Annotated in this window: 23 protein-coding genes; 12 read left to right on the top strand and 11 right to left on the bottom strand. The window is 74.1% G+C overall.

Annotation, left to right across the window (positions count from 1 at the left end):
- Window positions 1-124: 124 nt before the first annotated feature.
- Window positions 125-1,105 carry an endonuclease/exonuclease/phosphatase family protein gene (locus ACFYUY_RS12810; RefSeq protein WP_387900409.1) on the top strand — a complete coding sequence of 327 codons (981 nt, stop codon included), beginning with the start codon at window positions 125-127 and terminating at the stop codon, window positions 1,103-1,105.
- A 125-nt stretch (window positions 1,106-1,230) separates the two neighbouring features.
- On the opposite strand, the gene ACFYUY_RS12805 is transcribed toward ACFYUY_RS12810, so the two are convergent.
- Window positions 1,231-1,788 carry a YceI family protein gene (locus ACFYUY_RS12805; RefSeq protein WP_360215751.1) on the bottom strand — a complete coding sequence of 186 codons (558 nt, stop codon included), beginning with the start codon at window positions 1,786-1,788 and terminating at the stop codon, window positions 1,231-1,233.
- A gap of 398 nt (window positions 1,789-2,186) precedes the next feature.
- Between ACFYUY_RS12805 and ACFYUY_RS12800 the strand changes: the two genes are divergently transcribed.
- The gene (locus tag ACFYUY_RS12800) at window positions 2,187-3,326 is read left to right on the top strand and encodes a D-alanyl-D-alanine carboxypeptidase (protein ID WP_387900484.1); all 1,140 of its coding nucleotides are present in this window, start codon (window positions 2,187-2,189) and stop codon (window positions 3,324-3,326) included.
- A 63-nt stretch (window positions 3,327-3,389) separates the two neighbouring features.
- Here the strand turns inward: ACFYUY_RS12800 and ACFYUY_RS12795 are convergent, their stop codons facing one another.
- Both ACFYUY_RS12795 and ACFYUY_RS12790 read right to left on the bottom strand, forming a co-directional pair.
- Window positions 3,390-4,274, bottom strand: a complete 885-nt coding sequence (locus ACFYUY_RS12795) for a prohibitin family protein (RefSeq protein ID WP_360215754.1) — start codon at window positions 4,272-4,274, stop codon at window positions 3,390-3,392.
- Between the two features lie 247 nt (window positions 4,275-4,521).
- Complete coding sequence (locus tag ACFYUY_RS12790) at window positions 4,522-5,082, bottom strand: TetR/AcrR family transcriptional regulator (protein WP_387900407.1); 561 nt, start codon at window positions 5,080-5,082, stop codon at window positions 4,522-4,524.
- Between the two features lie 37 nt (window positions 5,083-5,119).
- On the opposite strand from ACFYUY_RS12790, the gene ACFYUY_RS12785 reads away from it, so the two are divergent.
- The 3 genes from ACFYUY_RS12785 to ACFYUY_RS12775 all read left to right on the top strand — a co-directional run bounded on the left by ACFYUY_RS12785 (window position 5,120) and on the right by ACFYUY_RS12775 (window position 7,855).
- Window positions 5,120-6,160, top strand: a complete 1,041-nt coding sequence (locus tag ACFYUY_RS12785) for an epoxide hydrolase family protein (protein ID WP_387900405.1) — start codon at window positions 5,120-5,122, stop codon at window positions 6,158-6,160.
- 123 nt (window positions 6,161-6,283) lie between these two features.
- Window positions 6,284-7,036, top strand: a complete 753-nt coding sequence (locus ACFYUY_RS12780) for a hypothetical protein (RefSeq protein WP_387900404.1) — start codon at window positions 6,284-6,286, stop codon at window positions 7,034-7,036.
- Window positions 7,037-7,453: 417 nt separating this feature from the next.
- Window positions 7,454-7,855 carry a hypothetical protein gene (locus tag ACFYUY_RS12775; RefSeq protein WP_387900402.1) on the top strand — a complete coding sequence of 134 codons (402 nt, stop codon included), beginning with the start codon at window positions 7,454-7,456 and terminating at the stop codon, window positions 7,853-7,855.
- 57 nt (window positions 7,856-7,912) lie between these two features.
- On the opposite strand, the gene ACFYUY_RS12770 is transcribed toward ACFYUY_RS12775, so the two are convergent.
- Window positions 7,913-8,338, bottom strand: coding sequence for a DUF5959 family protein (locus tag ACFYUY_RS12770; RefSeq protein WP_387900400.1), 426 nt, complete (start codon window positions 8,336-8,338; stop codon window positions 7,913-7,915).
- A 284-nt stretch (window positions 8,339-8,622) separates the two neighbouring features.
- On the opposite strand from ACFYUY_RS12770, the gene ACFYUY_RS12765 reads away from it, so the two are divergent.
- The gene (locus ACFYUY_RS12765; RefSeq protein WP_387900398.1) at window positions 8,623-8,961 is read left to right on the top strand and encodes a nuclear transport factor 2 family protein; all 339 of its coding nucleotides are present in this window, start codon (window positions 8,623-8,625) and stop codon (window positions 8,959-8,961) included.
- A gap of 37 nt (window positions 8,962-8,998) precedes the next feature.
- On the opposite strand, the gene ACFYUY_RS12760 is transcribed toward ACFYUY_RS12765, so the two are convergent.
- The 5 genes from ACFYUY_RS12760 to ACFYUY_RS12740 form a co-directional block, all read right to left on the bottom strand.
- Window positions 8,999-9,433 carry a hypothetical protein gene (locus tag ACFYUY_RS12760; protein WP_360215769.1) on the bottom strand — a complete coding sequence of 145 codons (435 nt, stop codon included), beginning with the start codon at window positions 9,431-9,433 and terminating at the stop codon, window positions 8,999-9,001.
- 89 nt (window positions 9,434-9,522) lie between these two features.
- Window positions 9,523-10,203, bottom strand: a complete 681-nt coding sequence (locus tag ACFYUY_RS12755) for an SGNH/GDSL hydrolase family protein (RefSeq protein WP_387900396.1) — start codon at window positions 10,201-10,203, stop codon at window positions 9,523-9,525.
- A 256-nt stretch (window positions 10,204-10,459) separates the two neighbouring features.
- The gene (locus ACFYUY_RS12750; RefSeq protein ID WP_387900394.1) at window positions 10,460-12,082 is read right to left on the bottom strand and encodes an AMP-binding protein; all 1,623 of its coding nucleotides are present in this window, start codon (window positions 12,080-12,082) and stop codon (window positions 10,460-10,462) included.
- Between the two features lie 122 nt (window positions 12,083-12,204).
- Window positions 12,205-12,669: a phage tail protein gene (locus ACFYUY_RS12745; RefSeq protein ID WP_387900392.1), complete on the bottom strand. Its 465-nt coding sequence runs from the start codon at window positions 12,667-12,669 to the stop codon at window positions 12,205-12,207.
- Between the two features lie 299 nt (window positions 12,670-12,968).
- Window positions 12,969-13,331 (bottom strand): hypothetical protein, encoded by a 363-nt coding sequence (locus ACFYUY_RS12740; RefSeq protein ID WP_360215781.1) that lies wholly within the window; start codon window positions 13,329-13,331, stop codon window positions 12,969-12,971.
- Between the two features lie 100 nt (window positions 13,332-13,431).
- Between ACFYUY_RS12740 and sigJ the strand changes: the two genes are divergently transcribed.
- From sigJ to ACFYUY_RS12725, 3 genes are all read left to right on the top strand, one after another.
- On the top strand, window positions 13,432-14,358 hold the full coding sequence (gene sigJ / locus ACFYUY_RS12735; RefSeq protein ID WP_360215784.1) for an RNA polymerase sigma factor SigJ: 927 nt from the start codon (window positions 13,432-13,434) through the stop codon (window positions 14,356-14,358).
- 162 nt (window positions 14,359-14,520) lie between these two features.
- Entirely contained in the window at window positions 14,521-16,044 is a 1,524-nt protein-coding gene (locus tag ACFYUY_RS12730) for a hypothetical protein (RefSeq protein WP_387900390.1), read from the top strand.
- Window positions 16,045-16,320: 276 nt separating this feature from the next.
- The gene (locus tag ACFYUY_RS12725) at window positions 16,321-17,340 is read left to right on the top strand and encodes a YdcF family protein (RefSeq protein WP_387900388.1); all 1,020 of its coding nucleotides are present in this window, start codon (window positions 16,321-16,323) and stop codon (window positions 17,338-17,340) included.
- Window positions 17,341-17,464: 124 nt separating this feature from the next.
- Here ACFYUY_RS12725 and ACFYUY_RS12720 read toward each other — a convergent pair whose 3' ends face one another.
- Window positions 17,465-18,250 (bottom strand): NAD(P)-dependent oxidoreductase, encoded by a 786-nt coding sequence (locus ACFYUY_RS12720; protein WP_387900386.1) that lies wholly within the window; start codon window positions 18,248-18,250, stop codon window positions 17,465-17,467.
- A gap of 65 nt (window positions 18,251-18,315) precedes the next feature.
- On the opposite strand from ACFYUY_RS12720, the gene ACFYUY_RS12715 reads away from it, so the two are divergent.
- The 3 genes from ACFYUY_RS12715 to ACFYUY_RS12705 all read left to right on the top strand — a co-directional run bounded on the left by ACFYUY_RS12715 (window position 18,316) and on the right by ACFYUY_RS12705 (window position 20,363).
- Window positions 18,316-19,212, top strand: a complete 897-nt coding sequence (locus ACFYUY_RS12715) for a LysR substrate-binding domain-containing protein (protein ID WP_360215796.1) — start codon at window positions 18,316-18,318, stop codon at window positions 19,210-19,212.
- A 109-nt stretch (window positions 19,213-19,321) separates the two neighbouring features.
- Window positions 19,322-19,522: a hypothetical protein gene (locus ACFYUY_RS12710; protein ID WP_360215799.1), complete on the top strand. Its 201-nt coding sequence runs from the start codon at window positions 19,322-19,324 to the stop codon at window positions 19,520-19,522.
- 142 nt (window positions 19,523-19,664) lie between these two features.
- A complete protein-coding gene (locus tag ACFYUY_RS12705) occupies window positions 19,665-20,363 on the top strand; it encodes a hypothetical protein (protein ID WP_387900384.1) in 699 nt (232 codons plus the stop codon).
- Between the two features lie 73 nt (window positions 20,364-20,436).
- On the opposite strand, the gene ACFYUY_RS12700 is transcribed toward ACFYUY_RS12705, so the two are convergent.
- Window positions 20,437-21,171, bottom strand: coding sequence for an alpha/beta hydrolase family protein (locus ACFYUY_RS12700; protein WP_387900382.1), 735 nt, complete (start codon window positions 21,169-21,171; stop codon window positions 20,437-20,439).
- Between the last annotated feature and the right edge of the window lie 75 nt (window positions 21,172-21,246).

Genomic DNA, 21,246 nt, shown 5'->3' with positions numbered 1-21,246 from the left:
GCGCCTGCCTGCGGGTGAACGGGACGGCGGCGCCCGGCGCGTCGTCCGGGGCCGGCCGCGGCCGAGGGGATAACGGCGGGGACGGGTCGGCGCGGTGCTGACCGAGAACCTGCCGGGAGCGGCCATGAGCACGATCATCGGGACCTGGAACCTGGAGAACTTCTGCCGCCCCCTGCCGGCCGGCAGCCCGCCCGGCGCGGGCACGTGCGCGGCCAAGGACCAGGCGACGTACGACGCCAAGGTCGAGGCCCTGGCCGGCGTCATCACCGAGATCGGCCCGGACCTGCTGGGGGTGCAGGAGGTGGGCGGCCAGGAGCCGCTGGACGACCTGGTGGCCCAGCTGCCGGGCACCTGGCACACCGCCCTGTCGGACCACCCCGACCCGCGCGGCATCCGGGTCGGCGTCATCAGCCGCTTCCCCCTGCTGGACGTCCGGCAGCGCAAGGACTTCCCCGGCCACCTCCGCCCCGTCCAGGTCGAGGACGACGGCGTGCCCGGCAACGAGACCGGCGAGATGGGTCGGGGCGCCCTGGCCGTACGGGTGGAACCCGCCCCGGGCCGGAGCCTCCAGGTGGCCGTCTGCCATCTCAAGTCGAAGCTGCTGACCTTCCCCGACGGGCAGCACAGCACCGCCGACGAGCGCCTGCGGGCCCGCTACGAGGCCTACGCGCTCTTCCGCCGCACCGCCGAGGCCGTCACCGTGCGCGCCCTGGCCGACGAGCTGCTCCAGGGCGACGGCCGGACCCACGACGTCGTCGTGCTGGGCGACCTCAACGACGAGTGGCAGGCCGCCACCACCCAGATCCTCTACGGGCCGCCCGGCTCCCAGCTGGGCACCGGCGGCTTCGACCGCCCCGACCGCGGCGACGCCGAGCGCCTGTGGAACCTCGCCCCCAGGATCCTCGAACAGGGCGGGTTCTCCCGCGTCTTCGAGGGCCAGCACGAGCTCATCGACCACGTCCTGATCAGCCACTCGTTGCTGGCGGGGTTCCGGACGGTGTCCACCGGTGGCGGCAAGCTGCCCAACGTCCTGGAGGCCCGGCCGGCCGCGCCGCACGACAGGCCCTCCGACCACTCACCGGTGGTGGCGGCCTTCGACCTGTAGCGGCGGCGGGGCCGGGGAGAGCGCGGCGGGGGAGGCCGGTCGGTGCCGGACTCCCCCGCCGGGGGTGACGGAGCGGCGTGCGGCCCGGACGGCGGGGTCCGTGCCGCGGAGCGCCGCCCGCGCCGTCAGCCCTGCTTGATCGCGGAGATGTCGAACTCCAGGACGACCTTGTCGCCGACCAGGACGCCGCCGCCCTCCAGGGCCGCGTTCCAGGTCACCCCGAACTCCTTGCGGGAGATGGTCACCGAGCCCTCCAGGCCGACCCGCAGGTTGCCGTACGGGTCGACGGCGTTGCCCGTGTACTCGAAGTCGATGGAGACCGGGCGGGTGACGTCCTTGATGGTGAGGTCGCCGGTGACCCGGTACTCGGTGTCCGAGTGCCGCTCGACCGCGGTGCTGCGGAAGGTGATGTCGGGGAAGGCGGGGGCGTCGAGGAAGTCGTTGGTGCGCAGGTGCTGGTCGCGCTGTTCGACTCCGGTGTCGATGCTCTCGGCCTTGATCACCACCTGGCCGGTCGAGCGGGACGGGTCGGAGCCGTCCAGGTGGGCCGTGCCCTCGAACTGGTGGAACGCACCGCGGACCTTGGTCACCATGGCGTGGCGGGCGACGAAGCCGATCCGGGTGTGGGTGGGGTCGAGGACGTAGTCCCCGGTGAGCGCGGCGAGGCCGGCGGTCGTGGTCACGATGTCTCCGTAGGGCCTGGATCCCGACGGCGGTCCCGCCCGGATCGGTCCCGGGTCACGCTAGGGCGTGATCCGTTCGCGGCCCCGCCGAACGCGCGGTGCGCCGCCGGAGTGCACCCTGACCGGTGACCCCACGAGCACCCGCGGCGATCGTCCGACCGGATGATGTTCGGCCCACACGCCGTCACCGTGCCCCGGACAGCCCGGACCACGACTCCGGCGTCCCTACGATTCCGCCGTGAGCGCCCCGGCGTCCGTGCCCGGGGCCTGCGGCCCGCGCGCCGCGGGCCGCGGGCCGGCGTCGGGCCCGGTCCGACAGCCCGGGGCCGCCTCCTCGACCCGGGGTTCCACGACCCCAGAAACGGCGGAACGCATGAGACCGACGATCCGAGGCCGGCCTGCCCGGCGCCGGCCTCACCCCCGAGAACCCGCTCGCCGGGCTGAACCAGATCGCCCGGCAGGTGCACGACGCGGGCATCACCCGGGTCGACGGCGACGTGATCGTCGACCCCCGGATGTTCACTCCCCCGGCGCTGGACCCGCAGCCCACCCCGCTGATCATCAACGACAACCTCATCGACCTGCTCACCACCCCGACGGCCGCCGGGCAACCCGCCCAGCTGATGTGGCGCCCGCAGGTGGCGCCGTACCAGGTCAGCTCCACCGTCCGGACGGTGGAGGCCGGCGGCCCGACCGACGTCCAGGTCTCCGCCTCCCCCGACGGCACCCGGATCGCCCTCTCCGGCACGATCGCCGCAGACGCCCAGCCCCTGCTGCGGGTCTCGAACATCCAGGACCCGAACGCCTTCGCCCGCACCGCGCTGATCGAGGCGCTCGCCCGCGCCGGCGTCACCGTCACCGCCGAGCCGACCGGCCCCAACCCGCAGGACGCCCTGCCCGCCGACTACACCGGCGACCCGCAGGTGGCGGCGTACGTCTCCCCGCCGTACAGCCAGTACGCCAAGCTGATCCTGAAGGTCAGCCACAACCTCGGCGCCAACCTGGCCCTGTGCAACATGGCCGTCGTCCAGGGCAGCCGCAACTGCTTCGACGCCTTCGGGATCGAGCACGGCTTCCTCACCGACGTCGCGCACGTCGACCCCAAGCAGTTCCAGCTCGCCGACGGGCGCGGCGGCGTGGCATCGAACCGGGCCACCCCGATCGGCCTGGACCAGCTCCTGGCCTACTGGCTCGGCACCCCCGACGCGGACGCCTTCCGGCTGTCCCTGCCGATCCTGGGGGTCGACGGCAGCAACGGCATCTCCTGCACCACCGACTGCCCGGCCAAGGGCAAGGTCTTCGCCAAGCCGGGCACCACCCTGGGGATCGACGAGCTCAACCAGCAGATCGCGGTCGGCGCCCAGGAGGAGGCCGGCTACCTGCAGACCGACGACGGCTGCCTGCACCTCTTCTACATCGGTGTCACCGGCGCGGCCAGCCCGGACATCCCGAGCTTCATCGGGATCTTCGACGACGTCAACCAGATATCCGCGCTGCTGCAGGAGCAGGCCTCGGCCGCCGAGCACCGGGCCCGCTGACGGTCGGACCGCCGGACCGGACGGGCACCGGGCTGCGAGCCCGTCCGGTCCGGCGCACGCCGCTCAGCGCTTGGTGCCGTCCACGATGACGGGCGTGCCGTTGGCTCCGCAGGGGCTAGCGTAGACGGGGTTCTTCTCGGCCGCGGCCTTGAAGGCGTCGATGCACTGGCTCAGCAGGATCTTGTCGGTGAGCGAGTTGGCGATCGCGGCGTTGGCGGCGGCGGTGCTGTCCGCCTCGATCTTGCGCTTGTCGGCCTCGGCCTTGGCCGTGCGCACGGCCGCCTCCGCCTGGGCGGTGGCCTGGTCCTGCTGGATCTTCTGGTCGATGGCCTTCTGCAGGCCGTCGCTCGGGCGGACGTTGCGCAGGTTGACGCCGTTGACGAGGATGCCGCGCGGGGCCAGCCGGGCGGTGATCAGCTTGTCGATCTCGGAGCTGATCGCCTCCCGCTGGGAGGAGTAGCCCTCGACGCTGGTGTGGCGGGCGAAGACGTTGCGGACGATCTCCCGGCTGTCCGGGTAGACCAGGCGCTGCTGGACGGCCTCGGCACTGCCGGCCAGCCGGAACAGCTCCGCGGTGTGCTCCGGGTCGATCGACCACTTGACGGTGAGGTCGGCGTACAGCACGCCGCCCTCGGAGGAGCGGACCTCGACGGTGGAGTCACCGGTCAGGTCGAGGTCGGCGGGGCGGGTCGAGAAGGTGGTCACGTCGGTCAGCGGCGACTTGAAGTGGAGCCCGGGCTGCCAGGTGCGGCCGACCTTGCCGAGGCTGGTGGGCACCGCGACCTCGGTCGGCTCGACCACGTGCACGAAGGTCGTGAGCCCCAGCAGCAGCCCGAGGACGCCGGTGAGGATGCCGCCGAGGGCGACCGGCCAGGAGCCGATCCTGCGCCACCGCAGGATGAGCAGGCTGATGCCGACGGCCAGGAGCAGCAGGGACAGGATGAGCATGGTGGGGTCTCTCGGGCTGGAGTGATCGGGGCGGACGGCCGCAGCCTAGGGAGCCGTCACCCACCATGACGCCGCTTCAGATGATGTTCATACGATCGACTCCGCGCGTTGGCCGGAGGGGTTCGGCCGGGGAGGCGCAGTCGGAGGGATTCAGCCGGAGGGGTGCGCCGGAGGGGTGCGGCCGCCGGGACTCGGCCGGGCCCGGGCCTGGCGCTCGGACCGCGGAACCCCCGCGGCGCCCGCGACCTCAGCCGTCGGCGAGGCGCTGGATGGCCGCAGCCAGCCAGGCCCGCAGGTCGTCGGGGTCGCCGAGGTCGGAGCGCAGGATCCGGCGGCGGGTGGAAACGCCGAGGACGAAGGCGTCGATCGCCGCGGCCCGGCGGCCCGCCTCCGCGTCGTCCAGACCACTGTCACGCAGGTAACGGTGCAACGGCTCCAGGGAGTTGGCGTCGAGGAAGGCGGCCAGCGCCTCCGCCGCCGCCGGTCGTTCACCGGAGGCGCGGTGCAGCACGAGCAGCGGGTCCTCCCCGGCGGCGCCGAACCAGCGCCGGACGATGTTCGCCGCGAGGCGCTCGCCGAGCCCGGACCGGTCGCCGTCGAAGGAGTCGGGGACCGGGATCCCCACCTCGGTCGCCGCCAGGAACAAGCCGTCCTTGCCGCCGAAGTACCGCGTGATGAGGTTCGGCGACACGCCCGCCGCATCGGCCACGCCCTTGACGGTGACGGCGGCGTACCCGTGCCGGGCGAACTGGCCCCTGGCGTGTTCCAGGATCCGCTGCCGGGTGGCGGTCGCGTTGCGCAAAGTCATGTGTACGAGCATACACATGATGTGTACGCTCATACACATGACCGACGACATCAGGGAACGGCTCCACCGGACGCGGCGCGTCGCCACCCCGTGGAGCGACGACGCGACACGTGGCATCGGCGGCACCCGGCTCGACGCACTGCTCGCCCACTGGGAGCACGGCTACGACTGGGCCGTCCACGAGCGCCGCATCCACGAACTCCCCTGGCGGACGCTGCGGGCGGGCGGCACCGAACTGCGCGTGATCCACCAGCGGTCCACGGATCCCGGAGCCCCCGTGGTCGTGCTGCTGCACGGCTGGCCTGACTCGGTGCTGCGGTTCGAGCGCGTCCTGCCGCTGCTCACGGACCTGCACGTGGTGGTTCCCGCGCTACCGGGCTTCCCCTTCGCGGCCCCGCTGACCACGCCCGGCATGTCGGCCGACCGGATCGCCGGGATCGTCGCCGACGCGCTGGAGGAACTCGGACACCCGCGGTACACGCTCTCCGGCGGCGACGTGGGCGGCACCGTCGCGGAACTCCTCGCGGCCCGCCACCCCGACCGGGTGGCCGCCCTGCACCTCACCAACACCGCCCCGCAACGCGCGCTCACCGCGGACCCGGCCCGGCTCGCACCCGACGCGGCGGACCACCTCCGCCGCTCGGCCCGGTGGTTCCGGACGGAGGGCGGGTACATCGCGGAACAGTCGACCCGGCCGAACACGCTCGCGGTCGCCCTCGGCGACTCCCCCGCCGGCCTCGCGGCCTGGATCGTCGAGAAGCTGGAGTCCTGGTCCGACGGGCCGGCCTTCACCGCGGACGAGCTCCTCACCTGGGTCAGCGCCTACTGGGTCACCGGCACGATCGGCACCTCCTTCGCGACGTACGCCGAACCCGTCGACCTCCCCGCCCGGATCGAGACACCGACCGTCCTGTCCGTGTTCGCGCACGACCTCAAACCGGAGCCGCGCAGCTACGCCGAGGCGTTCCTGAACGTCCGCGACTACGTGGAACACCCCGCCGGCGGCCACTTCGCGGCCTGGGAACAGCCCGCGGCCTACGCCGAGGACGTACGCCGCGCGGTCCGCCTGGGCGGCTGAGCGAAAGCCGTCCCGGCCCGGGCGGGCCCACCGGCTGCGCGTCCCCGCCGGGCGGGCCGGCCCGGGCGGGCACCGTCCCGGCTCCGCCCCGGGGGCCTCCGCGCGGCTCGGTAGGCTGACGGGATGACGGGAACAGCGGGATTCGGCGCCCTGCTGGCGCGCCTGACGGACCACCGGGCCCTCGACGTCACCGGCCTCCCGGCGGCCTCCGGCGCGGACCCGGCGCAGGTGCGGGCCGTGCTCGACGGGCGGCCGCCGGCGGCCCGGCTGCTCCGGGACCTCGCGCCGGTGCTCGGACTGCACGCCGCCGACCTCTTCGTAGTGGCAGGCCTGCCGGTGCCCGACGACCTGACACCGATCAGCCGCGAGCCGCACTGGTCGATCAGCACCGTCGTCCACGACACGGCGGCCATGCCCGCCGCGAACCGGCGCCCGCTGCTCGACGCGATCCGGGCCCGACCCCTGGCACCGCGGGACGGGCGGGGCGGGATCGACCGGCCGCACCACCGGTACGCACCGGGGTTCGGCTCGGCGCTGCTGGGGCTCGCGCACAACCGCAACCTCGGCTGGATGTACACGGCCAAGGCCCTGCACGCGGTGACCGACGGCCGGATCTACCTGTCCGCGGCCACGATCGGCGGGGTGGGGCGCGGGACCGTCGAGGCGACCCCCGAGCTGGTGGCCGGCTTCGCGGGCGTGCTGGGCGTCCCCGCCCGCGATCTCGCCGCGCTCGGCGGTGTCCGGCTGCCGGACGACCTGCCGCCGCTCCACTCCCGGGCCGCGGACGTGGCCGCGGTGATCTGGGAGGCGCGGCGGCTGACCGCCGCCCAGCTCGCGGAGGTCCGGCTCACCTCCCGTCGGCTGGCCGGGCGCTGACCCGCGGACCTGCCCGGGGCCGGGGGACGACGGCGACGGCCGCGGGAGGTGGTGGGGGAAGCGGAGGGCAGGGGCGCGGGGCTTCGCGCCGGCGCACGCCCCCTCGGTGTGACCGCCGACCAGCCGGGGCCGCGGGGACGGGGAGAACCCGGGGCCCCGGCTGTGGGAGGCACCGGCCGTCATGGGGGGGGACGCGGCCGGTCTGCTCGGCAGCCGATCGAGGGGGTGAAGGGGCTGCCGTGACGGGAATGCTAGACCCCCTGCGCCCTCCGGAAAAGGCCTTTTGACCTGCGATTTTCCGGCCGCGGACATGCCAGGCGATCCATCGCCCGACCGGGTGGTGCGCCTGGCGGATAATGGCGGGGCGCAGCCCGGCTGCGCCGGCGCACGACCCATCGATCGAGAGGCAGCGGACGGATGACCCTGGAGGAAGGCCGACGCGTCAGGCTGGCCGAGGACATCGGGATCGGCGAGGCGTTCGCCGCCGGCCCCGGGGAGGCCGGGGAGAGCGGCGAGACCGGGGCCGTCGTCGGGTTCCTGTCGCTGGGCGCCGGGATCGAGGGCACCGTCGAGCGGGTGGACGGGGAACTCCCGGAGAGCCACGAGGTCCTCGAGTACCAGCGGCTCAGGTCGCTGTTCGAGGACTACGGGCACACCATGCCGGCCGCGAGCCGGGAACGGCTGGAGGCGCAGATCGCCGTCCTGGAGCCGGAATGGGCCGCCCACCGGGAGCGGGGCAGGCGGGTGACCGTGCGGGTCCGGTGGGACAACGGCTTCGTCCTCGACGGCGCGCACCAGGACGTCCTCACCCCGCTGTGAGGCAGCTCGGCCGCATCGGCGGGGCCGCGGCCCGCGGGCGGGCGCTCGGGCGCGGTCTCAGCCGCTCAGCGCGGTGCGCAGTCCGTCGAGCCGGGCGGCGGCGCGGGCGGCCCAGCCGTCGCGAAGGTGCAGCGGCACGCTGACCGTGACCCCGCTCTGCACCGGGTCCCGGATCTCCACCACGAACGGGGCGGCGGCGTACAGCCGCAGGTAGGCGCTGCGGCCGGCCTGGGGCCAGTCGGTGGCGGAGCCGCCCGGCAGGGCGCCGCTCTCCTCGGCCGCGGCGCGGGTGGCCAGGAAGTCGGCGAGGTCCGCGAGGTCGGCCCCGGTGAGGAGCAGTGGCAGCTGTGCGGTGACGAAGCCGGTCCTGATGACGATCTCGGCCTCGTGCCAGCCGTCGCGGCGTCCGCGGCCCGGCCTGTCCTCCAGCTCCACCGTCACGCTCTGCGTGCGGTCCGCGAACCTGATCACCTCGGCCGCCATCAGCGCCCCCTTCGTCCGGACCCGGTCGGGCCGTGCGGCCGGCCCGGTACCGGCATCCTGCCAGGTGCCTCCGACACGGTGCCGCGTGGTCCGTCGGAGGCACCCAGGGCCCCGGTTCCGAGGTCCCGCGTCCGGCGCGGGCGGCGGGTTTGCCGAGCGCCGGGCGAGGTACCTCTGCTGGGTCCGCCCCGGGGGCGCTCGGTCTCCGGGGCTCCTGCTCCGCCGCGGGCGCTCGTCCCGGCGGGGCGTTCCTCCACCCGCCCCACCCGACAGACGGAGATCGTATGGACGCCAGCCCCGCAAGCGTCGTCGAGGCGGCGTTCCGCTGCTACCGGTCGCAGGACCGGGAGGCCGCCCTGCCGCTGTACGCCGACGACTTCACGTTCACCAGCCCGCAGGACGACCGCATCGACAGGGCCGCGTTCTTCCGGCAGTGCTTCCCCACCGCCGACCGGTTCACGGAGCAGCGGCTGCTGCACGTCACCCCCGTCGACGGGGAGCTCGTCTTCGTCCAGTACGAGTACGAGCTCGCCGACGGCGGACGGTACCGCAACGTCGAGGCGATCACCGTGCGGGACGGCCTGATCCGGGAGGTGCAGGTCTTCTTCGGCTGCAGGGTCTGAACGGCAGGGGTCCCGACCCCGGTCTCAGGCCCCGGTCTCAGGCCGCGTCCGCCGGGGGTTGCGGGAGGCGGGCCTCGATCGCCTCGAGGACCGGGCGGTAGGCCTCCTCGGCGGCCCTCATCCGGGTCAGGCACTCGGCGAACAGCCGCCGGGAGCGGGCCTTCCGGTTGGGCATCAGGTCGTAGCGGCGCAGCCGCACCGAGCGGAGGTCCACCATGAGGCCGCTCCTGCAGCGCACGCCGTGGGCGTGGCGCACGACGTCCTCGGCCTCGCGCAGCAACGCCCGGTAGGCGTCGTGGGCCGTCTTCCAGCGGGCGGCCTCCTCCGGGGTGCCGGGCACCTCGACGCCGCGCAGCACCGGGTCGTCGACGTCGTACAGGGTGAACTCGAGCCCCTCGGGCGCCTGGGCCCAGGAGATGACCCGCCACGGCCACGGGATCAGGGTGTAGGTGCGGTGGTGTACGCGTATCACGTGGGCCCCCCGGGGTCTGCGCGCGCCGGCGCCGGGCGCGGTCTGCGCCCGGCGCCAGCGTAGAGGCCCGCGGCTGGGCCCGGGCCCGATCACTCGACCAGGCGCAGCCAGGCCTCCGCGAGTGCGGCGTGGCCCGCGGGCGTCGGGTGGACGCCGTCCGCGGCCCAGTGCTCCGGCTCGGTCGTGGTGGCGAGTTCGGCGAACATGCCGTCGGCGGCGAGCAGACGGGCGCCGTACCGGCGGGCGAGCCGGCGGACGGCCTGGATCTTCGGGTCCAGGTCGGCGCGCCACGCGTCGCGCTGCTCCTCCCCGATCCGCACGACGCCTCCGCCGGGGCCCTCGCCGGCCTCGACGACGGCCCGGATCGGCAGCAGGAACGGTTCGACGAGGATCAGCCGGGTGCCCGCCTCGGCGAGCGGTGCGAGGAGGCGGTCGTAGTCCGCCTCGAAGCGCTCCGCCGGGATCACGAAGCCCTTCGGGTCGAAGGTGTGCCAGCCCATGTCGTTGACCCCGACCAGGACCGACAGCACGTCCGGGCGCGCGTCGAGCACGTCCCTGCGCCAGCGGGCCTGCAGGTCCATCACCTTGTCGCCCGCGTTCGCGGTGTTCAGCCAGGTCACCGGGCGGTCGGGGTGCCGGTGCCCCCAGGCTCCGGCGACCAGCAGCGGGTAACCGTAGCCGAGGCCGTCCTCGCTCTCGCGGCGTCGGCAGTCGGTGATGGAGTCTCCGGTGAACATCACGGTGCTTCCCGGTCGGATGGCGATCGTCATGCGCGCTCTCCTTCGGTTCGGGGGTGCGGGGGTTCGGGGGTGCGGGCGGTCGGCCTCGGACGGAACCGGGGCGGGGCCCCTGGAGAACATGCCGGGCCCCGCCGTCACCTCACCGACGGCCACCGTCACGGCGCCGGCGCCCGCCGTCACGGCGCTGGCAGTCCCCGGCGGAGCGCCGTCGCCGGACCGACGGCCGTCGGCGGACGCCCGTGCCCGTCACCGCGCCGACGGGCCGCGGTCGGCGCCCGGCACGGACTCAGACCGGAAGGGTGGCGCGCAGGCGCTTCCTGTCGGGTTTGCCCACCGGGGTGAGCGGGATCTCGGGCACCACGTGCAGGGCCTCCGGGGCGTAGATCCGGCCCTTGTGGGCGGTGACGAAGGCGCTGACCTCCGCCAGCTCCGGGTGCCGTCCGGCGGCGGGGACGACCGCGGCGTGGACGTGTTCGGCCTGCTGGGCGTCGCGGACGCCGAAGACGGCGCACTGGGCGATGGACGGGTGGGTGACGAGCAGGTCCTCCAGCTCGGAGGGGTAGACGTGCCCGCCGACCACGATGATCTTGTCGGAGAGGCGGTCGGCCAGGTAGAGGTAGCCGTCCTGGTCGAGGTAGCCGATGTCGCCGGTGTTCAGCCAGCCGTCGCGCAGCACCTCGGCGGTGAGGTCCGGCCGCTTCCAGTACCCCGCCATCAGGGTGCGCGAGCGGACGTGGATCCCGCCCTGCTCACCGGTCGGCAGCTCGGCGCCGTCGGCGGAGCGGATCACCACCTCGACGCCCGGCACCGGGCGGCCGACGGAGATCTGACCGCCGTGCCCGACCCGGTCGTGCTCCTGCGGGCCGAGCACCGCGATGTTCTGCGCCTCCGACATCCCGTAGCCGCTCGCCAGGATCGGCCCGAACACCTTGAGCGCCTCCCTGATCCGGCTCGGCGAGGAGGCGCAGCCGCCGTACAGGACGCGCTGCAGGCTGGACAGGTCGGTGCCGGCGATCGCCGGGTGGTCCAGCAGCCGGTAGAGCAGCGGCGGCAGGACCCACAGGTCGGTGATGCGCTCGCGCTCGACCGCGGCCAGCACCTCGCCGGGGTCGAAGGAGCGGTGGATGAACACCCTTCCGCCGTGGTGCAGGGTCAGGTCGGAGAGCACGCCGGCGAAGTGGGCGAGGGAGGTGGCCGCGAGGAGGCGGGGCTCGTCGCCCTCCGGGCCGAAGGGGACGTCGAAGGCCCTGCGGTAGGAGCCGTGCAGGCTGAGGATGCCCTTCGGGACGCCGGTGGTGCCTCCGGTGTGGCGGATGCCGAGGTGGTCGTCCGGGCCGATCCGTACGGCCGGCGGCTCGGCGGGGTGGCGGGCGGAGGCGGCGATCACGTCCTCGCCGATCACGGCCGTGGCGGTCGCGGCCCCGGCGGTCGACGTGGAGGCGGTCGCGGCCCCGGCGGTCGGCGCCGGTCCCGGGCCCAGGGTGAGGACGGTCGGCACATCGACGAGGGCGAGCAACTCGGGCGCGTCCGCGTACCGTTCGGCGTCCACGAGGAGGACGGTGGTGTCGACGCTGGTGACGATCCGGGCGAGGACCGGCACGCTCATGCCGTCGTACAGGTTGACCGTCCGGGCGCCCGCGATGCCGACCGCGTACCGGGCGCTGAGCGCCTCGGGGGTGTTGCCCGTGAGGAGCGAGACGGTGACGCCCCGGGTGACGCCCCGGGCGACCAGTTCCTGCGCGAGGCGGTAGGTGGCGGCGGCGAACTCGCCGGCGGTGATCGTGACGCCGTCGGCGGTGGTGACGGCCGGCCGGTCGGGGTCGCGGGAGAGGGAGCGGAGGATCAGGGCGGGGGCGCTGATGAACTCCGCGTCGTTCATGGCCACTTCTTCTTTGTAGTTTGCAACCATGTCGACAGGCTAACCCCATCTCCCGCGCGGCGCCGCCATGTTCGGGTCAGAGCGGCACGGGTGGGCCGGCCGGGCCGGCCGGGCCGCGCCGGGTGGCGCACCGGCCGGGCCCGGCCCCGGCCTCAGTGCTCGTTCTTGATGACGAAGAAGGAACCGCGGATGGTCCCGGCGAGCTTCGACTTCTGGCGCGCGAACTTGAACCGGGAGGCGAGCTCCTCCGGGACCTCCATCCCGTCCGAGAGCTTGAACCCGACCGCGCGCTTCCCGCCGTCGTCGAGGGCGTACATCACGTTGACCGACAGGCCGCTCTCGTAGAAGACGTAGGCCATCCGGATGCCCGCGACCTCGAACCCGGTGGCCTCCAGGGGCGTGGACGCGATGACGATCTCGCGCTCCTCCCGGAGGATCCGGTGCACCCACTCGACGACGTCCGCGGCCTCGGCCGCGGGCTCCACCGTGAAGACGTGGTCGTACTTGGTCTTGAAGTAGCGGGCCTCGTTCGCCCGCAGACCGGCGAGAGCCTCCGCGACGGGCGACGACTCCAGACCGACGGTCGACACGGTGGTGAAATCCACGGCGTAGGTCATGGCGGATCCCTTCTCTTGGGCGTGGACGGACGACGGGGCCTCCGGCCGTGCGCCGGACACGGGGGCCGGGGTCGCGCCCCCGCCGCGGCGCGCCGCGGCACGACGGCTCAGTGGGCTCGACGGGCTCGGCAAGCACGACGGATCGACGGGCTCGACGGGCTCGGCGGGCTCGGCGGGCTCGACGGCTCACCCGGGCGGGGGTGCCGTGCGGTGATCCTATGCGGCATCGGCGGGGCCGGCAGGCCGCCGGGCGGGGCGTCGCCCGCCTTTCCTCCCCGCGGCTGCCCGCTCCCCCGAGCTCAGCGCCGGGCCAGCGCCAGCACGCTCAGGCCGAACATCAGGACGCCCAGCGGGAGGTGCACCGACGGGACGTGCGCCACCCCGAGCACGACCTGCACGGAGGCCAGGGCCAGGAACCCGGACGCCTGCCAGACGGGCCGCGGCGAGCCGCCGCCCGGCTTCCAGGCCAGCACCGCCGCGAGCACGTACAGCATCGACGCCCCGTACATCACCCGGGCGCCGACGCCGTGCAGCGTCTCCCCGTAGGACGAGGTGAGCAGCAGCCCCGCGGACACCGCCTGGAGGAAGATGGTCAGGGTCTGCAGGGTGACGGCGAAGCGCAGGAACGGGAAGCTGCGCTGTTCTGTCGCCTGGACGGCCATGTCACGGTCCCCTCTTCCCGCCCGCGGGCGGGAGATCGGTAAGGTCTCACCGGTCCGACGAGACGGGCCTGCGAAAGGTCAGGCGGGGAGGCGGTCCGGCATGGGGACGACGGGGACGGGCACCGATCCGGTCGCCGGCGAACGGCGGCAACTGATCAACGTCGCCTACCGGCTGCTCGGCTCGCTCACCGAGGCCGAGGACGCCGTCCAGGACGCCTACGCGCGCTGGTACGCCCTGCCGCGGAGCCGGCGGCAGGAGATCCGCTCCCCCGGCGCCTGGCTGTCGACGGTGACCGGCCGCATCTGCCTGGACGTCCTCGGCTCCGCGCGCGCCCGGCGGGAGCGCTACGTCGGCACCTGGCTGCCCGAGCCGCTGCCCGACCTCCGCGAGTGGGACCACCGGCAGACCGCCGACCCCGCCGAGCAGCTGGTCCTGGACGAGTCGGTGGCCATGGCCTTCCTCGTCGTCCTGGAGTCGATGACACCCGCCGAACGGGTGGCGTTCGTCCTGCACGACGTCTTCCGCTACCCCTTCGCCGAGATCGCCGCCGTCCTCGACCGAACCCCGGCGGCCTGCAAGCAACTGGCGTCCTCCGCCAGGCGGCGGGCGGGCGCCACCCGCACCACGGGCGCGGCCGGGCCCACCGGGGCCGGGCGGGGCGACGCGGTACCGGGCGACGTCGTACGGGGCGTCAAGGCGGCCTGGGAGAGCAGGGACATCCCGGCCCTCGTCGACCTCCTCGACCCGGCCGCCGTCATGACCGCCGACGGCGGCGGCATGGTGGGCACCGCCCTGCACCCGATCGAGGGCGGCGCGTGCATCGCCCGGTACATGGTCGCCATCGCCGACCGGGCCCCCGGCCTCGAACTCCTCGAACGGACGGTCAACGGCGCGCCGGGCCTGGTCGCCCACCGCGCCGGCGCCGTCCTCACCGTCGCGGCGTTCGACGTCACGCACCACCGGGTGACCCGGATCTGGGTCGTCCGCAACCCGGAGAAGCTCCGCCCCTGGGCGAGGAACGGCTAGGCAGAGCGGGGGCCCGGACACCGGGCCCGTCCAGCGCCCAGTGGTCCAGGGCTCCCCCCGAACCGGCCGGGGCCCGATCCTGCGCCGAACCCCCACCGTTTATCGACCGTGTAGTCGGGTCCGCCATGCTCCCGCCCGGCAGCTCGATCCCGAGGGGGCACCTTGTACTACCACTGTGACCGTTGCGGGTACATCCACCGCCACACCGGCGCCCTGGACCAGCACGGCCAGCCGTGCCGCGCCTGCGGCTCCGGCCACCTGCGTCGGGGGCACCCGGACCGCGGCTACCGCCTGACGGACACCTTCCACGCCGAGCCGTTCAACCTCCCCGTCCCCGCCTACCAACCGGTCCTCACCGGGCAGATGGGCACGCCGGGCGACTTCAACTACTTCTCCGGCGTCGCGGGCCAGTCCTTCCTCCAGTTCGTCCGCCAGCGCACCTGCTACGTCGGCCGGCTCACCAACCTCTCGGTGCCGCGGGCGAACCAGTTCGGCTGGCTGTCGCCGTACACCGGCAACAAGCACAACCGCTCGCACTTCACGCAGTTGGTGCTCGCGCACGTCGCCCGCGCCAAGTTCGCCGACAACAAGGGCCGGCTGCCCCGGCTGATCGAGCCGTTCGTCGGATCCGGGCAGATCTTCCTCAACTCCTCCTGCTGGGGCCAGGCGATCAACGACGGCATACCGCTGTTCCGGTCCGTCCTGGCGGGCGACCTCAACCACTACGTGGTCGTCGCGTACCGGCTGATGCAGCAGTACGGCTCCTCCTTCGTCACGCGCTACGTCAAGCAGGCGGTGATCTGGGACTGCAACGACCAGGCCCTGATCTACCACCAGCTGATCACCGACCTCCACGAGGGCAAGGCGGTGCTCCGCGACCCCGACGCGGACCCCGCGCACGTGCTGAAGACCGTCTTCAAGTACATCTGGCTGGTCAACCGCTGCGTGCACGGCACCAAGCTCACCGACACCGGCGGCCTGGTCGGCACCCCCCGCGGCCTCTCCGAGGACCAGCTCGACGAGCTGCGCGAGCGGGAGCGGGCACGGCTCGGTGCGGTGGTCGCCCAGGTGCTGGCCGTCGACTTCTCGGTCGAGTGGCAGGACTTCCGGCTGACCTGCGCGGAGGCGGAGCCGACCGACGTCGTCGTGATGGACTGCCCGTTCCCGGCGTTCACCACCCTGGTGCCCCCGCTCGGCCACCCCTCGCCGGAGACCTTCCACGCGCAGGCCGCGCACACCTACGGGGTCGGGGACGACGGCGCCGCGCTCCAGAAGGCCATCCTGGAGGCCGCGGCGGCCCTGGTGGCGAAGGGCACGACCGTCATCCTCTGCAACTTCGCGAACCCGGGCCTGATCCGGGCGTACTCCGAGCTGGTCCAGAACGGCGTGGCGACCGAGGACCTCAAGTACTTCACCTACACCTACCGTTCGCCCAGCACCACCAGCGAGGCGTACCAGCTGACCATCCTCCCCGGCCTCGGGAACGCCAACGTCACCCGCGTCCCCACCACCCTGCTGCCCGCCTGGCTGGCCTGCGGCGGCGACGACGTGGCGCAGCAGGAGTTCTTCGTCCCGCGGCAGCGCGTCCTCACCGCCGCGGACCGGGCCTACCAGGACGCACACGACGCGTCCGAGGAGGAACGCCAGAACGAGGGCTCGGACTACGAGATGAGTCTGGAGGACTAGGGTCTCGTTCGGGCCCGGGTTCCGTCCGGGTGGTCATGTGCGGAGCCGGATGCCGAGGGGTGCCGCGGTGACGGTGCCGGGGTAGACGTAGCAGGGTGCACCGTCCGGCGCATGCCTCGGCGGGGCCGGGGCAGGAGCATGCCGTCGCCGACCGGCCGCCACCGCGTGCGCCGGGGCGTCCCTGCGTGAGCGGGCTCGGGCGGCGTGGACTCCGGTCCCGCCGTCCGAGCCCGCTCGCCGGAACCGTGCTTCGAACCGTGAACACTGCGAGGAACCATGACGGCCTTCCCCTTCTCCCTCTCCTGGCTCGTGGCCGTACTGCTCCTGCTGCTCTTCGTCCAACGCTTCCGCGGTGACCAGCGCCGTTTCGGGAACGGAGTCCTGCTGGGCCTGTGCACGCTGGTCCTGCTGGTCGGCGCGGCCCTCGAGCTCGACCGCCTCCCCCGCCCGGTGGCCCGGGCGGTGACGGGCGGCATCGTCGTCGGCGCGGTGCTGAGCGCGGTGGTCGTCTCCGGGCTCCTGCTGGCGACCGGTGTCCGGATGGTCCGCGCCGAAGGCGGCCGGCTGGCGAACCTGCTCTCCCTCCTGGCCGGGTCGGCGATCCTGGCGGCCCTCGGACTCCTGGTGGCGTGCGCCCGCGCCGAGGACGGCCCCTTCCGCGCCGTGGCCACCGCGGCCCTGCTGGTGGCCGGCTACCTGTCGTTCCTCCTCGTCTGCTTCGTCGGGTACGCGCTCCTCTACCAGCGGGTGGCGACGCACCGCCCGGTCGACTTCGTGGTCGTGCTCGGGGCCGGGCTGACGAACGGATCCACCGTCCCGCCGCTGCTGGCGGCGCGGCTGGACCGGGCCCTGGCCCTCGTCCGCTCGCAGGCGGCGCGCGGGCGGACGCCCGTCCTCCTGGTCTCCGGCGGCAAGGGCTCGGACGAGCAGCTCTCGGAGGCCGAGGCGATGGCGGAGTACCTGACGGCGCGCGGCGTACCGGGCGAACGCATCGTGCAGGAACGCTCGTCGACGAACACCCGGGAGAATCTGGAGTTCAGCCGGGCCATGATGGAACGGCTCCGGCCCGGCTACCGCTGCGTCGTCGTCACCAATGACTTCCACGCGCTGCGGGCCGCCATCACCGCGCGCCGTGCCGGGGTGCGGGGCGAGGCCGCCAGCGCCCCCACGGCGGCCTACTACTGGCCCAATGCGACGCTGCGGGAGTTCGCCGCCGTCCTGACCGCCTACCCCGTCACGAACCTGGCGGTCTGCGCGGTACTCGCCGTCGCCGGGGCGCGGGCCGCCTGGAGCTGACCGGCGCCGACACCGGACCGCCCGTCCCGGGCCCCTGCCCGGACCTCGTACGGCCGCACGGCGGTACCCGGATGCGCACGCGGCGGCGGCTCCCTTCACCGGGCGCACCCGTCCGGCCTCCCGCCTACCCGCGGCGGAGGGAGCCCACCACCGCGGACAGGTCCCGGTCGGCGATCGACGGGTCCGCCAGGAGCACCGCGCGGGCCGCCGACAGGACCGGACCGCCGCCCGCCAGGGCGAGGTCCTTGGCGGCCAGGCGGACCGGGAAGTCCGCGTCCGTGCTGAGCGCCCGGGCCACCACCCCCGCGAGCGGCCCGGCTGCCAGCACCCCCTGCGCCAGCTCCTGCGGCACGCCCAACTCCTCGGCCACCGCCAGGACTTCGCCGACGACCGTGACCGAGGCGACGATCGCGCCGATCACCACCACCTTCAACGCCGCGCCCGACCCCGGCCCGCCGCAGCGCCGCACCCGTCCCAGCAGCTCCAGGACGGGCTGCGCGACGTCGAGGTCGGCGTCCGTGCCGCCCGCGAACACCACCAGGTCGCCCGTCGCCGCCGGGCCCACGCTGCCGACCACCGGCGCGTCCACCAGTCCGACGCCGTCGGGGAGTCCTGCACGCAGCCCGGCGGTGGCGTCCGGGCCGATCGAGGACATGTCGATCCACAACGTGCCCGGCGCCAGCTCCGGCACGAACCGCCCGGCCACGTCGGCGACGGCCTGCGGGTCGGACAGCATGGTGACGACGACGTCCGCGCCCCGCACCGCCGCTGCGGGCGTGGCGGCCTCGACGAGGCCGTCGGCACGGCCGGGGGAACGGTTCCAGACGGTCAACGGGTTTCCGGCGGCGGCGAGTCGGCGGGCCATCGGCAGGCCCATCCGGCCCAGCCCCAGAAAAGCGATCTTCTTCATGGCCACCACGCTAGGCAGTCACCACCCAGGCGACAAACGAATGTCTCGCATGGTACCCATGCTGGATGGACATGGCTTGGCTGGACGTCTTCCGCACCGTCGCACACCTCGGCTCCTTCACCGCCGCCGGTGAGCGGCTGGGCTTCACCCAGTCCGCGATCTCCCGCCAGATCGCCACCCTGGAAGCCGAGTTGGGCACTCCGCTGTTCGACCGCCTGCCCCGCGGCGTACGGCTCACCGAACACGGCCACGCCCTGCTGCCGCACGCCGAAGCCCTGTTGGACCGCCTCGACAGCACCCGGCGGGACCTGGCCGCGCTCACCGAACTCACCGCCGGACGACTCCGGGTGGGCGCCTTCGACAGCGCCAACGCGGCCCTCGTCCCCGGCGCCCTGGCCGCGTTCCGCACCGCGCACCCGCAGGTGGCGATCAGCCTCACCGAAGGCCTTTCGGCGCACCTGCTCGACCTGCTCGGCACCGGCACGATCGACCTCGCGGTCGTCGCCTCGTACGCGGAGGACGCCTACGACCGCGAACGGTTCGAGCTGCAACCGCTGCTGGCGGATCCCGTACTGGTCGCACTCCCCCGGGGCCACCGCCTCGCCCGCCGACGGCGCCTGCGCCTGGTCGAACTCGCCGACGAGTCCTGGATCGCCGCCAGCCGTCACGCCGAGTCCACCCTCCTCGCGGCGTGCCTGCGCAGCGGCTTCCAGCCCCGGATCGAGTACGCCGTCGCCGCCTGGACCGCCAAACTCGGCCTGGTCGCCGCCGGGCTGGGCCCGACGCTGATCCCCTCCCTCGCCGCCCGGGCCGCCCGCGCCGACCTCGCCCTCGTCCCCCTCCACCCCGACGACACGCCCGTCCGGCACGTCTACACGGCCACCCGGCGCGGGCAGCGCCCACCGCCCGCGGCGGCGGCCTTCGCGGACCTCCTGCGGGCGGCGGCGGAGGCACGGCAGTAGCGGAGCTCCCGGCCGGCGGCGTTTCGCGAGGTCGGGCTTGGCCTGCACGGGGCGGGCTGAGACGATCGGCGGAGCCGTGTCGACCGACACGACGGAGACGGGAAGAAACATGATCAGTCTCGTACTGGTGGGCGCCCTGGTACTCGCCGTCGGCGGGTGCGTGTGCGTGGTGTGGGCGGAGCGCGGCGGGCCGCCGTGGGTCCGGACCGTGGCGACCGTGACCCTCGCCGCTGGCGAGTTGGTGCGCCTGGTCGGCCGGAACCGGCGGCGGAGCATCAGACGGAACACCAACAGTGGCGGCGGTGACTAAGGCTGTGGCTGAGGGGCGCTGAGGCGGACCGGACCCGCGCGCCCGGGGAACGCCGGCGCCGGGGGCCATCCCGGGGATCCCGCGTGGCGTGTCGGGCGGCGCACCGCGCGGCACCGACGGGGCGGCGAGGTCAGAATGAGGCATGCGAGCAAGCCCCGACCCGGCCGGTCCGCCGCCGGTGGCACCCGGTCAGGCCGCCGAGCGCGGCGAGCACTGGTGGCCGGTGGCGTCGGCCGTCACCGCCACCGCGCTCCTCCATGTGGCCCTGCCCACGACGTACCGGCTGGACCCCGTCTGGGTGGTCCCGGTGGTCATGTTCACCCTGCTGGTGACACTGATCGTCGGCGACCCGGGGAGGATCGACCGTCAGAAGGTCTGGCTGCGGGTGGTCACCGAGACCATGATCGCCTTCGTCACCGGCTCGAACCTGTACGCCGGGGTCCACCTGGTCTCCGACATCCTGACCAACAACAAGCTGTTCGCCAACAACGCCACCGGCCTGCTGGCCACCGGCGGCGTGACCTGGGCGACCAACGTGATCGCCTTCGCGCTCTGGTACTGGGATCTGGACCGCGGCGGCGCCGCCGCCCGCGCCCACCGGCCCTCGACGAAACCGGCGTTCGTGTTCCCCGAGATGCAGCACACGGGCCACGCGCCGGCCGACTGGGTGCCGCGCTTCGTCGACTACCTGTCGCTGTCGTTCTGGACGGCGACCGCGTTCAGCCCGACCGACGTCTCCGCGATCAAGCCGTGGGCCAAACTGCTGATGATGGTGGAGGCCGCGACCTCCCTGATCGTGGCCACCCTGGTGATCGCCCGCGCGATCAACATCCTGCAGTGAGCGGGACGCGGCCCCGGCGACGGAGGCCGGGGCCTCGTCCCGCGAGCCGACCCGCCGGCCGGACTCCTGCACCTCAGGGCAGCAGGAGCCCCCAGTAGCCCGCCCACGGGACGAACACCGCGCTGGACAGCAGGAGCAGGCCGAGCCGGGCCCGACAGCCGGACGACAGGGCGCGGTGCCCGCGCAGGCCACCGACCGCGGCGAGGCCGGACGCGCCGACGGCGAAGACGGCGCACAGCTGCAGGGCCGCCCAGACGACGGGGCGGCCGAGCAGCACCGGCTCGGTGAACTGTGCGGCGGTGACCGCCAGGAACAGCAGGTAGCCGAGCGCGCCCACGGTGGCCGCCGATCCAGCCAGCGCCGCCACCCAGGCCCCCTCCGAGAGCCCCCAGAGACCGACCCGGGACGGCTGGACGCCCGGACGGGAGCGCAGCGCCGCGACGGCGGCGAGGGCGTCGTCCGCGAGCTTCCCGTAGTCCCGGCGGGTGGTCGAGTAGCCGGCGGTGCGCTTGTCGTAGACCAGCGTCGTGACGCCGCGCCGCGCGTACGCCGCCGCGGGGTCCTCCAGGTCGGTCACCGTACCGGGGCCGGCTCCGCCGACCATCACGAGGCCCGGCCCACCGGTGCCGGAGGGTGCGGGCGGGGCCAGCACGACCCCGTGCAGCACGGTGCCGTCGGCGCTCGCGAACGAGACCTCCGACCGCGCCGGATCACCCGCCCCGGCTGCCGCGACCGCCGGGGCCGCCGGGGCCGCGGACGGTGCAGCGACGGCTGTGGGTGCCAGGAGCGCCAGGAGCGCCGCCAGCAACCCGAGTAGCGGGAGCAGCGCCCGCAACGGGAGCAGCGGGAGTGCCGACGGCCCGGTGGCTCCGACTCTCCGGTG

It is taken from the genome of Kitasatospora sp. NPDC004745, from assembly GCF_042873275.1.
Taxonomy (GTDB): Bacteria; Actinomycetota; Actinomycetes; order Streptomycetales; family Streptomycetaceae; genus Kitasatospora.
This window is presented reverse-complemented; position numbering and strand designations above follow the sequence as displayed.